The sequence below is a fragment of the Nostoc sp. DedQUE07 genome (assembly GCF_034530975.2).
Classification (GTDB): Bacteria; Cyanobacteriota; Cyanobacteriia; order Cyanobacteriales; family Nostocaceae; genus Nostoc.
This window is the reverse complement of the sequence record NZ_JAVRCC020000003.1, coordinates 1-13,009: the sequence shown is the minus strand read 5'-3', so window position 1 is coordinate 13,009 and position 13,009 is coordinate 1. Positions and strand designations below refer to the sequence as shown.

The following is a 13,009-nucleotide window of genomic DNA, read 5'->3' as shown; positions in this document are numbered from 1 at the left end:
AACTACTATTGTGCCGGTTGCTAGCATTTTTTGTTTCAATCGCGCGAACGGGTTTCATTTATTTGAAAGTCTAATTAAAGCTTAAAAGTTATGAACAGCATAATTCACCCCATTAGGTTTCGAGTCATTGAGCGCAAAATCACACCCGAAAGGTCTTACTGGCATTTTAGAAAAGGTAAAACTTTTTACAACCCATTAAATTTACCAGATGGCGATATTGAATTCATGTTTGGCACAACTAAAAAGAAAGTTGTTGTTGAGTTATTTCGGATTAATGGCGGAAAAGTTGGCTACTATCTAGCAGACTTACGCCAAAAAAAATACTACTACTGCGGGCAAGATTGGGATAGTGTAAGAGTGCAGTTGCGCGAGCTTGGCATTGGCAGAGACGATCCAATGGAGTAGGCGATTACAAAAATCCTCTTGAAAAGTTCTTCAGGAGGGGTTTTAGTTAGTTCTATTTAGCTTTCAAGACATCAACTAATCGCCTATGGTCTTTATCTCGTTCCCAGTCGGAGACTGGGAATGCCGTCCTTGAGGCTCTGCCTCAAGACTCGCAGCAGAGCAGCATTTCCCGACTTTGCCTGGAAACAAGGTTTTAAAGGAGTTTCAGCTTAAGTTGACACTAATGGCAAGATGCCCACCCCACAATATTGGATAATTTCTTTTTTGGAGTTCCCTGATTACAAACCCTAAAATGCTTTTGCGATAAAACAATTGATAATTGCTATATCTGAGATAAAGACAGAGTAGATGTAGAAGATAATTTATCGTCTACCTTTTCAGAGTTGCTCTGCATAATTTCAAATTTGCAGTCTGAAGAATAATCAGGTAACTCATAACCAACACTCTTAACATGAGCCAACATCAACTCATCTCGTTTATGCCAAACAGCAAATATTTTCTCCCTACCATCATGTAGTGTTTCTAAATCAATTTGATAAACCTGATTCACTAGTTTTAGCTTCAAACCTAATAGATTTAGTAGTCGCCCAAGTATTTTTATGGCTGAAACTTTTTCTTTCTCGCCGACTAAATTAATACCAAGCGCTCTTTTAACATGCTTACTATGCTGAAAAGCAATATTTTTCAGCAATATCAAATCTGTATCGTTTTCATGAAATTCGCGTTTTTCTTCGAGAAACTGAAGCATCCCTAATGCTCTCATAGCTTCAATCTTGAGCGTATAAGTTTTTAAATCTGGAAGAAAAACTTTTCCTTCACCCCAAGACAATTGCTGATGCCATTCTTGCTCATCTCTAACGTGAAAATACTCGCTCTCGTGAGTTAAATAATAGTGAATTAACAGCTGACGATAATATCCTTGTTCATCCTGTAATTTCAGCCAAGGAGTAATTTCTACACCATATCTTTGTCTAAGAACATATTTATTAATTTGGTTGCGTTCTCCATCCGTTAGGGAATGCTTAACTAACATCTGCTCATATTCTACATAATCGATATCTTTAGCATTAGCGACAGCAGTAGCTACCGATAGTTGGTTTTGCTGCTTAATTTCTTTAATTTTACGTTTAATTTCTTTAGCTTTTTGGCGACTTTGTGCCCAATCTTTTTGAACTTTAACAATTTCTAAGATTAACCTTTTGCGGGTAGCTAAATCATCGGTATCGGTTGCTAAAAAGGCTAGGCGTAAATCTCGAATAATATTATTGTGAACCGCATTACTCCGCACCTGAATTTGATGCCCATCAGCAATCAAACCATCTTGCATCGATTGCCGATAGAGGCGAATAGAAGCATTTACCCTTGCAGATAACTTTGCCCAAGTTCGCAAATGAATCGGGTCATAAACTAAGGGTAAATCCACATCTATTTTATGTAGGGGACTCAGCAAAGCTAAGTTTTCTTTTTGATTTTCTTGATACCAATCAGATAACAAGCGATAATTTGTACTTCCACTACCAATTAAACCAATACCTCGTTTAGCACACCAGACAACACGCGGTACATCATCCCGGACTCTTGCTAACGCTTGTCTTGCTTCTGAGTCAGGAATTACCCCTTGAAAAATGCCATAAACTCGATCGAAATGTTGGACATCAATACTAATTCCTGTACCAAGACTAGGGGTAACAAAAACGCCGTCATATTCAGATATTTTTTGATTGATTGCTGCAATAAAATCAACTGCTGCGTGACCAGGTGTATTTGTTGTGTGACTACTAACCACCAGAGTTTTAGGAAATTGTCGCCGTAATTTTTGTAGCCTTTCTTTCAAATAACGTTCAATTGTTTCACAACTATAACGCCCAGCCCGACTATCGGTAGTAACATAACATTTACGTCCAGCAAGTAAATCCAATTCTAGTTGGTGAATTAGCGGTGTTGGATTCGGTGAATCATAAAAAGTTATGTCCCAACCTTGCTGAGGTTTCCACTGGTTGAGAACTACCCAAGGTGTTAATTTAATTCCTGCCAATCCCTGTAAATATTCAAGTGAAACATCTGACAAATCAGCATCTTGAGCAATTACTAACCCGCCACTTGTTAAAACTGTCGCTATTAGTTGCTGGAATAGTTTTAATATTTTTACACGTTTGTGCTTACAAGTATTACTGTTTAACAGATGCCATAAAGATTGCTCTACTTCATCTAAAATTACTATTGCTCCCCGCCAATGTTCTGGGTTAAGTTTCCAAATCGAATCAACGCACAAGCCGAGAGATTGCTGAGGGAATAGAGAGCGCAGTATAGGAGGAGCAGGGGTAAGTGTTTTATTAATCTTTTTCTCCCCATCTTCTTTATGTGTTCCCCATTGAATACCAATTTTTTCACACAAGAATCGTCCAAGTAGGATTCTGTGAGTAATTAACAAAACGGGTTGATTTCGACTTTTTGCTTGTTGAACAACGCCTTGTAGTGCCGTAGTTTTTCCCGTTCCTTTCGCTGATTTGACTCCTACTAATCCAGAGGTGGGGAAAGGTATTTCACCTATATAAGGACGGTTGAAGATAAGTGCAGCAGGAATACTTAACTCGGTGTGGGGTTTGGTTTGAGCAAGATAGATTTCTAAATCAACACTTTGTCGATAAACTCTCTCAAAACTATTTGCACCCTTAGCAACAATAAACTCATCAACCCCTTTTTCTATTCCTGGAAGTTCGATGACTTTTACAGGGCAATTTTTTTGCTGAAATAAACAGCCAAGTTGAGAAATAGCATTATTTACAGCAGCAATTGTCTTGGGTTGAGTTTCAAAATCAAAGCAAATGTAAAAGCTGCGCTTTGTAATTGCAAACGCGGCTAAATCGGGAATTAGCTGACGACGGGTAACTTTACCAAATTCATCTTTCACAACCCGATAACCACTGGTAATTCCGGGAATGGCAATGGCTACATATCCTTGCGTCAACAATGTGGCTGCTTTCTTTACACCCTCGCAGATGATAAGGGGAATGTTCTGTTGCATCACCCATTGCCAAAAGCCTTCAGCCTCGCCATCAGGAGTAATGGTGATATTATCAGGCATGACCAGATTGTAACGCCCAGCGACTTGCTGCCACACTTGCAACGTTACCCGCAAACAAAACACCCGCGTTGACGTGCTAGGGGGATGCTCGTACTTGATGGATTTGCCATTGTGATTTTGTCGGGGTTGGTTTGGCTTAAAGCATCCCCATTCCATCATTTGCCAATTATTCAGAGGGTCTAGTCCCGAACACCACCAACCACCTTCTGTAATGTGAGCGTAACGCTGCAACCAACTACTTTTCACCATTCCGGTATTGGTGCGGGGGAGTAGCTCAGAAATCAACAGGTACTCGTAAGCTGTTACACCTTGGAGCGATCTAAAATTGAGATGCACTAAGTGTAAGTCTATACCACTACTTTTGACTAATTCTTCAAGGTGTTGGGGGTGTAAATAGTGCAGATGCATAGGGAAAGGAGCGAAGGGAAGACAATGAGATTAAAACAGTAACATGCATCTGCTTTTTTTTAATACGCGAGATTGCGAGGCTTTTGTGATGCTTTTTTTACTTCGTTGCTGGAGACACATCGGTTAGAACTGTAGTGGGTTATTCTGCCTATTAGATCCCCGAAGTAATAATTTTGTATTGTGATATTTGTTCGCTTTTAATTTTTATTTATCAGTAAATTTCTGCGTTAAAGAATGCGATCGCCCTATAACATCGCTATGAGGTAATATCTTCATATACTTCAGCAAAAGCTTTACACTGAGCATCCACCCTATACTACGCCTGTAACCTCTCTGAATAAATACAAAACGCTCACTCTACATAACCCTTAAACTCCGCTCCAAAGGTTTGAGATAGTCTTGAGTATTAATTTTTCTTTGCGATCGCAGCTAATACAGATACCTCAACGTAAAACTTTTACTCCAGTAGCACGGTAACTTCTTAAGCTGATTGGAGGTAAAATAAACAACAACTTTTAAAATTAAGTTCAATCTGCTTTATAAACCCTTTGCTTTTAGTTGCGAATGTAGGAAATATGGCTTTGTACTTTTTCATTTTTCCGTGTGTTTGTTTCATCACTGGCTATTTTTTATTCAAAAATAGAAATAATGAAATCTCACATTTAGTAACTGTATTTGCAGCTATCAGCCTGATTTTTGGTTTAATGTTAGCTCCTTGGCAGATTTTACTTCTACTATTAATTCTTATTCTTATCAGTGCAAGCTATGAGTATTATACAAATAAAATAGTCAGCAGAGAAACACAATCTACACAACAGCCAGTACTCAAATCAGAACCAGATTATCACTTAATCTACCGTGGAGCTTCCTATCGTCATGACCTCAACCCCAAATTAGATGGGGAAACCACAGCATCAGTAACCCATAAGTTGAGCTTTCGGGGATGTACTTATGTTGTTGGCGCCGATCCTAATATCCAACCGACTGGAATCATTACACCACAAGCAACTCATAAGTTGAGCTTTCGGGGAAGCACCTATTCTATAAATAGAACTACACACAGAGAAATTAAAGAGCAAGGTAGTTAGAAACTTGGTGCAAGTCTTTGAAAGTTTACATTTTATTGGCTCATATCTTTCAAATCCAAGAGGCGATACAATGGGCTATGACAATCTCTAACACTACACTACCGATGAGGTACTGGTGCTATTTATGCCAAATTCTGCTATGGCACCTGCAATTTAATGTCATTTATAGACTTTATGTTCAGCAATATGCGATACCAAAGGAGAGCCTAGCAGCGATCGCACATCCTCGACTATTGCCTACCGAACTCAATGCTATTTGATTATGCGATCGCTATAAATCATCACCATTTTAAGAAATACCTCATACAGATACTTTGAGAAATAATATTAATATATGGCTTTGTCAAGATTCCTAAACCGCAAATAATGTTAAAAAATAAGAAAATATTGTGGAAACTACTATTGAGAAAGTTTATTTTTTATATAAGTGAAGTGGAACTTCTTTAGTAAAAGAGATATCTAGTTAGTTTGATTATTAACTATTCACTCCTTGGGGAGGCGGTTAGTCTCCAGAAATAGACAACATATTTTTAAAGTGTAAAATTATGTGGAAATCAAAGTTAGTATTTAGATTGATACTGTCGGCTGCGGCGATCGCCACTAGCATACAGCTAAGTTCAGCCAGTAACTATGCTATTACTCAAAGTACATCTTCCAATCCGATTGTTGAATCTGGGCAACAAAATCAAGCTTTAGAAGATGGCAAGGTTGCTATGGCAGGAGTTGGCATAGGAGCGATCGCAGGCTTACTAGTTTCTGGTTTATGGTATCAGAAACGTCGTTACCGCAAAATCCAGTCACGTGCCAAAATAAACCGCTTTCGTGAAGAGTTTCTCTGCGGCTCTTTAGCAGATTATTACTTATCTAATTCTAAAGCAAATTCTTCACCTACAAATTCTCGGAAAACTTTACCAACACCCACTAAAGAAGAATTCCCTAATTATAAGGAAATTTTCGTAACGCCAATTAAAGAAGAAATATCCGATCCCTCTACCTCTGAAAAAAATAATTTAGCAGCAGATATGTCAACTGCACTATCTGACTGCTACTATAAGTTAATTGAGGAAATTGTTAATACTGAGCTTAAAGGTCAAATCAGTTCTAAAGATTATATATATCGTCAATTAGTAGAAAATGTGAGCAGTGGTAATGATGAAATCTTTGAACGCTGTTTGAGCGATCGCTTGCATTCCACCCAATCTGAACTACATAAAGTAATAAATTCTCCGAGTTTATTCCAAAAAGAGACTCCTGAGTTCAAGAAAGCTCGTTTAAATCGTACCTTAAAGACATTACAAAGTATTCAAGGAGAATGGGAACAAATCCAAAAACAAACATTAAATTAAGCTTCAGTTAACCCAACTGTGCAATAAATTCTCACAGACTCAAAAGCAAGAAACTTTTCAGTCTTGTTACCAAATATAACTAGCATTTTTAGTAATGATATCGAGTTACTTTTCCCAAATCCAATTGAAGTTCATTACTGAACTAATCAAAACACTAAACAAAAAGACTAAGTAGTTTGCTAGCTCTACTCACATAACAATATCAGCAGTCAACTTCCAAGGCTGACTGCTGATATTGTTAAGCTCTGAAACTAAGCCCCTACAGCTTCCTTCGCGGCATACAACATCTCAGCGTTGATTTCTTTGAAACCGCGATCGCGGGCAAATTTCTCAGTGCTACACTAGATTTATATTCTCTTCGTTCTTTACAGCTTGGGGACGTTGTAACAGCACGTTTTCCTCAACAAAACTCTTTCAATGTATGATTTTCCTCAGTTATTATTCAGGCCTTGTATTCCGTTCTATACGGCTTAATAGGTCAATGATTGCTATTAAAGCTGCTGTCAGAATATATATAATAATACAGGGAATAATCACATAAATTAAAGGTAATAAAATAAATATATTAGTTCCACCAAAACTTAAAGCTCGACCAAATATTGAAAATATTATAATAAAAAAAATGACTACAATAAAAAAGCCGACAAACTGAAGTATCTTGAGTGTAGTAACTAATCTGGTGTACAGTCTATTTTCGTTCAATCTGCTGCATAATTGATTATTGTTCATAAATACACCATTTTTAATAAATTAGTTTATGCAAAAAACATTATTTTATAATAAGTAGAAGAGTGTTTATTTGAAAAAACACTCTTCTATGGAATTCTAGCTATCAGTTTTATAGCTGATCGCTGAATTATTATTAAGCTCCGACAGCTTCCTTCGCGGCATATAATACCTCAGCGTTGATTTCTTTGAAACCGCGATCGCGCGCAAATTTCTCAGTATTACGCTTCACTTTCCCGCGCACAAATCCCGGAATCTTATTCAATTCTGCTTGACCATCTTTTGTCCAATTCAAATCAGAATCAGCAGAAATTCCCCTAGTAATAACTTCTTTGGTATCGTGACCGCCAAAGATTTCTAATAGGTGATCTTCCATTCCCAAAGTGAAGGAATTGTAGATCAAATCTGTAATCTGATTCGTCCCTTCGTAACCCATAAATGGTTTGTAACCAATGGGGAAGTTTTGGACGTGGATGGGTGCAGCAATTACACCGCAAGGAATATCTAAGCGCTTACCAACATGGCGTTCCATTTGCGTGCCGAAAATGGCAGAGGGTTCGACACGAGCGATCGCATCCCCAATTACACCATGATCGTCTGTAATCAGCACTTCATCGCAATATTCACTAACCTGTTCGCGGAACCAATCTGCATCATATTTACAGTAGGTTCCAGCCCAAACAACATGAATTCCCATTTCTCGCGCCAGAATCTTGGTAATAGCGGCGGCGTGGGTATTGTCACCAAAGACTACAGCTTTTTTGCCAGTCAAGTTTTGACAGTCAATCGAACGGGAGAACCAAGCAGCCTGAGATACATGGAGGGTTTGCTCATTGATGAAGTCTTCATAGTCAACTTCTGCGCCTTGAGCGTTAATTACCTGCTGAATCTTGCGAATACAACGGGCAGTTTCCACTACGCCCATTGGAGTGATGTCTATATAAGGTGTGCCAAATTGTTCTTCCAGGTAACGGGCTGTGGTCAAACCGAGTTCGCGGTAAGGCACTAGGTTAAACCAGGCTTGGGGCATCTTTTTCAAGTCATTTACCGAAGCACCTTCGGGAATTAAGGTATTTACCTCAATCCCCAAGTCAGCCATCAGTCGTTTGAGTTCGGTGCAGTCGTGATTGTTGTGGAAACCGAGGGTGGTAGTACCGATAATGTTAACTGAGGGTCTTGCTGTTTTGCCCTCTGCCAATTCGCCCCGCTTCCGGGCTTTTTCAATGTAGTATTGGACAATTTGATCCAAAGTGCGATCGGCGGCTTGCAGTTCGTTGTAGCGGTAGTGGTTCACATCCGCCAGCATTACATCACCTTTCGCTTCCAACTGCGCCCGTTCGACAAAGTTGTGCAGATCCTCTTGCAAAATGCTGGAGGTGCAGGTGGGAGTTAACACAATCAAATCTGGGTGTTCCTCAGCATCCTTGCGGGTGATGTTATCTACCACCTTTTCTTGGGAACCGCGTGCTAAAACGTTGCGATCGACGACACTGGTTGTCACCGGAGTAAAATCCCTTTCCCGCGATAGCATAGAGCGCATGACGTTGAAATAATCATCGCCAAGTGGGGCGTGCATGATCGCATGAACATTTTTAAAAGAACTAGCGATTCGCAGAGTGCCGATGTGGGCTGGGCCAGCATACATCCAGTAAGCCAATTTCATGTTTGTGTCTCCCTTTTAAACTCAAATAACTAAGTAAATGGGCGTAAAAAATATAAGATAGAGCTTACCATCAACCCCTTTGGTGCGTAGTTTACCGCCGTAGGCATCGCCCAGTGTGCCGTTGGTAGAGAAGGGGAGAGGTTTGGAGAGAGGTATTATCTTTAATTCAGCCCATTTACTTATAACTGCTTGATTATTAAATCGTTTCTGATTTTCTCAAACCTGCTGGCTGAAAAAAAATAAGGTTTGTTGCGGGTTTTAGGGGAGGCGATATGGCTGAAATCTATTTACTGCTTGGGATACAGCTATCAATTTCAACAACATTGCTGGTGATTTTGTAAAAAAATCTTAATGTTTCAGTAAATTAGACCTAACAAGAACAGCCCCTTCCCTACTAGCCTTGGAGAGTAAAATTCAAAGCCTCTCTCCTTTTAGGAGAGAGGAATGGACGTGAGGTCAGAAGTCCCTCATTCCCTAGTCGGCAGCGTTTTTACCTAATTCGCTAAGATGTACACAAGCTCATTTTCACAACAATTATGGTGAAATATGGTGAAAACACCCTCCCAGCTTTGGACAATTCCTCCTTTGGAAAATGGCGACAAACTCACCCGCTACGAATTTGAGCGTCGCTATAATGCCACCCCTAACCTGAAAAAAGCTGAATTAATCGAAGGGATTGTCTATATTATGCCTGCTGCTTTGCGTTTCCGAAGTCACGGTCAACCGCATGGTTGGATTTTGACATGCCTTGGTACTTACGAAGCTGCGACTCCTGGTGTAGCGTTGGGAGTTGAACCTACCGTCCGCTTAGACTTAGATAACGAACCTCAACCCGATATTGTTCTGTTGATTGAACCGGAAGCAGGTGGTCAAACGCGGCTGAGTGAAGATGATTATATTGAAGGTGCGCCAGAGTTAGTTGTGGAAATTGCTGCTAGTAGTGCGGCTATCGATCTTCATGGCAAAAAACAGGCTTATCGTCGCAATGGTGTTAAAGAATATATAGTTTGGCAAGTTTTAGACCAAAAATTGACTTGGTTTTCTCTGGAACAGGGTGAATATCTGGAATTAGTACCTGACAATGAAGGCATTTTACAAAGTCGGGTATTTCCAGGGTTGTGGTTAGCGGCGACGGAGTTATTAGCAGGTAATATGCAGGGTGTGTTGAAGGTTTTACAAGCAGGTTTGCAGTCTGCTGAACATGGGGATTTTATCCAGAAATTGGGTAGTGATTAACCCTTTCTAAATAGGTAAAATATCTTAACCAATTATGTTTGCACACCAAATTCTTCTGCTTTAGTATGTATAGTTAATTCAGCAGATATTTCAGAATTTTTGGCAGCCGTCATAATAATTCATGGCTTTCGTTATTACATCTAGTGTAATAGCAAGACTTCAGTCCTAATTTTGTTTGCGTAGGATCTCGTCAGAGAAGACTAAAGTCCTCATTACCAACCATGAAGATTTTGATGGTGTTATATTTATTATTTGAATCACCCACTTTTCAAGAGGAAAAATGCTGTTTCACCACATCTAAGCGGGAACAGTTCCAATAATCGATATGGGAGACAATCAAACCATCAGAGTTAAGACCTAATTCACTCCAACCAGGAATAGAGATCCGTGGTTTCCAGGGGAGAGGAGTATTCCAACTAAGTGTCCACTCAGTTTTGATTGTGTCTCCTAAACGTTGAATATTATGTAAGTCCATCTTGGGATTTAAAAACCAAGTTTCGATAAAATTAATCATTGCTTTGTAACGTTTAACACCACGGAATTTATTCATCGGGTCTTGAAAATAAACCTCTGGGGCATAAATGCTGTAAGTTTGATTGACTGGGAATCTTTGATAGTCTTGTTTGAGGATTTCAACGAGATTCATGATAGATAAATATATCTGTAAATTGGTTGAATATGAAAACTGAAAAACTGAAATTAACCCTCATTCCATAAACGTTCTAACTGACGCCGCCAAGCAGTTAAGACTTCTTCTCGTCCTTGTGAAGTTTGATTTATTTCGCCCATCATTCCTTCGGCGTAAAAGCGTTCTAAGCTTTGCATGGTAGCTTGCAGAGATTGTCCTTGCTGTTTTGCTGCCTGAATAATTTGCCGGATGCGGCTTTCAATTAGTTGATTAAAGACATTATCTAATCTAGCCTGATGGAGAGATAAAAGTCGGTTGATTGCATTGGATAAATCTGCACTCACTAAAGTATCAATGTTATGTTGAAATACCCCCCAAATTACTCTTTCATACAAAGCGTAACGTACTTCTTGAGTGTCATCAAAGTTGGCTTCTAGGAACTGTTCTAAAAATGGTTGGGCTTCTTGGATGGGCAGAATAGGCAGTAAAACTCGCAGCCAAGTATTATCTTCGGAAAGCAGCACCAACAGCCGAAAAGTAGGAGTGTCTACTTGCCACGATCCAGGAGCAGTCGTAGTAACAGCCGATGTGTCAAATAATTCTGTAAGCGTAGCCGCAACTTCTTCAGGTGTCATAACTTTTTATTTATATATAGCCTCTAGATTAGCGCAGAGGTGCATCAACATATTCACTAGAATGCTTGCTTGTCCAATCTGAAAACGCAGTGGGGGCGCACAGCTAGGTGTACGCCCCCACGAATGAATGTATTCCACTGAATTGAAATATCTGATTTAAATTTTAAATAAGCGAATTGCTCAAAAACACGATACCGATCGCACACAACGCGAAACCAGCAAGGCTGATTTTCCAGAGTAAAATTCGGTTTATCTCTCCCATACCCATCCCAACACCAATTTCTCTAGCACTCATGGCAACGGCAAACAGAGTTAAGGCAATACCTAGTATGTAGGCAACTACTGATATTGTTCCTGCATTAACAATAGATTCAGCATTAGCGTAACCCTGAAATAAACCAGCACTGATGCCCACCAGAGCAAACACCAGAAAGTTTAGTTGATTTGGCATCATCAGCATAGTACCAAAAACGATGGTAGAAATGGCGATGGCTATTTCTGTGCCTGGTAAATCTAGCTGAAATATATGAATTACAATGCCTAAAACTGTTGCCAAGACAAAACATCCAGCGATCGCAGCACCACGAACAAACACAGATGAGAGTAAGCCAATTGCAACAATACCAACTAAACAATTTAAACTAATTACTGGATCTGCCAATCCCCAGACAAAGGCTTCCCAGCCGTTAGAGATGTTATGGTCAAATGGTGTTCCACTCAATGAACTCAGTAAGCTAATTAAAATTAAAGCTGCGATCGCCCCAACATGGCGAGGCATTAACTTTGAGGTATAAAATTCTGGTGAAGCACGGAATTGCGATAATTTAGTTTTGAACATCACTATATGCCAAATTAGTTTTTTCGGTAATTTATACTACCCAGCTTTCAAAAAAAACTAACAGTTATGTAAAGCCGCAGTTGTAGGAACAGCCCCGATCGTCAACTGTATTAATAATCACTAGCAATTTAAATTTAAGATGCGATCGTTGATTAGCGATCGTTTCAAATGACAATACAACTAAACTATAAAAATGAATCTCAAATACGGTGAATTCGATATATTAGAGCTAGAACTAGAAGCTCTTGTGCCTATGCATCAAGTGGCGTTTGCGGCAGCTTGTTGCGAGAGATTGTATCCACACTATGATATTTACTTGCGAACAATTAGAGAAGATGACTGGGATGGAGAAGATTTATTTAGAGTAGCACTCGATGAAATCTGGCAATTTTTAGCAGGAAAAAAGATTGATGCGTCTAGATTTCGTCAGTTGTACTCTAATTGCGACGAAAGCTACCCTGAGTATGACAATGTAGACACTCCAGAATCACAGAGAGCAGCAGATGCAATTCTCAATGCTTTAGAACTTTGTCTCGAACAAACTCCGCAAGAAATTATTTTAGTAGCAAAAGAAATAGACGAAACTCTTTTTCTATATATAGATTATTTAAAATGCGAGTCTGAAGACCAAAACTCGCAAGACATTCCACACGAACAACTATTACAATTAGAATTTTGTTTAGATCCAACTACACAACAGACTATTTCAGTAGCAAAAGAAATACATGAAACTCTTTTTGAGTATATAGATTATTTATGCCAGTGTGAAGACGAATACTCGGCAGACATGTCCCACGAAGAACTAGTAGAAATAGTTTCCAACCATCCGTTTACAGTACGAGAAATGGCAAAACAAAGCGAAGATTTGCGGTGCTTGCGAGAAACTCCCACGTTAACTGGTGAGTTTTTACAATGGCTGCGTACTTCTTCTGAAAATGGTGGTAAAAGTCT

Annotated in this window: 11 protein-coding genes; 6 read left to right on the top strand and 5 right to left on the bottom strand. The window is 39.3% G+C overall.

Annotated features, from left to right (window positions below; translation table 11 throughout):
* The first annotated feature begins 90 nt into the window (after positions 1-90).
* Entirely contained in the window at positions 91-405 is a 315-nt protein-coding gene (locus RMZ95_RS02680; RefSeq protein WP_322672695.1) for a hypothetical protein, read from the top strand.
* Positions 406-727: 322 nt separating this feature from the next.
* Here the strand turns inward: RMZ95_RS02680 and RMZ95_RS02675 are convergent, their stop codons facing one another.
* Positions 728-3,898: a plasmid replication protein, CyRepA1 family gene (locus tag RMZ95_RS02675; RefSeq protein ID WP_322685754.1), complete on the bottom strand. Its 3,171-nt coding sequence runs from the start codon at positions 3,896-3,898 to the stop codon at positions 728-730.
* 575 nt (positions 3,899-4,473) lie between these two features.
* On the opposite strand from RMZ95_RS02675, the gene RMZ95_RS02670 reads away from it, so the two are divergent.
* From RMZ95_RS02670 to RMZ95_RS02660, 3 genes are all read left to right on the top strand, one after another.
* Positions 4,474-4,986 (top strand): hypothetical protein, encoded by a 513-nt coding sequence (locus tag RMZ95_RS02670; protein WP_322685755.1) that lies wholly within the window; start codon positions 4,474-4,476, stop codon positions 4,984-4,986.
* Positions 4,987-5,063: 77 nt separating this feature from the next.
* A complete protein-coding gene (locus RMZ95_RS02665; RefSeq protein ID WP_322685756.1) occupies positions 5,064-5,246 on the top strand; it encodes a hypothetical protein in 183 nt (60 codons plus the stop codon).
* Positions 5,247-5,531: 285 nt separating this feature from the next.
* Positions 5,532-6,332, top strand: coding sequence for a hypothetical protein (locus tag RMZ95_RS02660; RefSeq protein WP_322685757.1), 801 nt, complete (start codon positions 5,532-5,534; stop codon positions 6,330-6,332).
* 862 nt (positions 6,333-7,194) lie between these two features.
* Here RMZ95_RS02660 and bchB read toward each other — a convergent pair.
* On the bottom strand, positions 7,195-8,721 hold the full coding sequence (gene bchB / locus RMZ95_RS02655; RefSeq protein WP_322685758.1) for a ferredoxin:protochlorophyllide reductase (ATP-dependent) subunit B: 1,527 nt from the start codon (positions 8,719-8,721) through the stop codon (positions 7,195-7,197).
* 546 nt (positions 8,722-9,267) lie between these two features.
* Between bchB and RMZ95_RS02650 the strand changes: the two genes are divergently transcribed.
* Positions 9,268-9,957 (top strand): Uma2 family endonuclease, encoded by a 690-nt coding sequence (locus tag RMZ95_RS02650; RefSeq protein WP_322685759.1) that lies wholly within the window; start codon positions 9,268-9,270, stop codon positions 9,955-9,957.
* A 268-nt stretch (positions 9,958-10,225) separates the two neighbouring features.
* Here RMZ95_RS02650 and RMZ95_RS02645 read toward each other — a convergent pair whose 3' ends face one another.
* From RMZ95_RS02645 to RMZ95_RS02635, 3 genes are all read right to left on the bottom strand, one after another.
* Positions 10,226-10,603 carry a DUF2358 domain-containing protein gene (locus RMZ95_RS02645; RefSeq protein ID WP_322685760.1) on the bottom strand — a complete coding sequence of 126 codons (378 nt, stop codon included), beginning with the start codon at positions 10,601-10,603 and terminating at the stop codon, positions 10,226-10,228.
* Between the two features lie 53 nt (positions 10,604-10,656).
* The gene (locus RMZ95_RS02640; protein WP_322672688.1) at positions 10,657-11,220 is read right to left on the bottom strand and encodes a hypothetical protein; all 564 of its coding nucleotides are present in this window, start codon (positions 11,218-11,220) and stop codon (positions 10,657-10,659) included.
* Between the two features lie 163 nt (positions 11,221-11,383).
* On the bottom strand, positions 11,384-12,058 hold the full coding sequence (locus RMZ95_RS02635; protein WP_322685761.1) for a HupE/UreJ family protein: 675 nt from the start codon (positions 12,056-12,058) through the stop codon (positions 11,384-11,386).
* A gap of 193 nt (positions 12,059-12,251) precedes the next feature.
* Here RMZ95_RS02635 and RMZ95_RS02630 point away from each other — a divergent pair.
* The coding region (locus RMZ95_RS02630) for a DUF416 family protein (RefSeq protein WP_409882136.1) at positions 12,252-13,009 on the top strand (758 nt) is incomplete at its 3' end.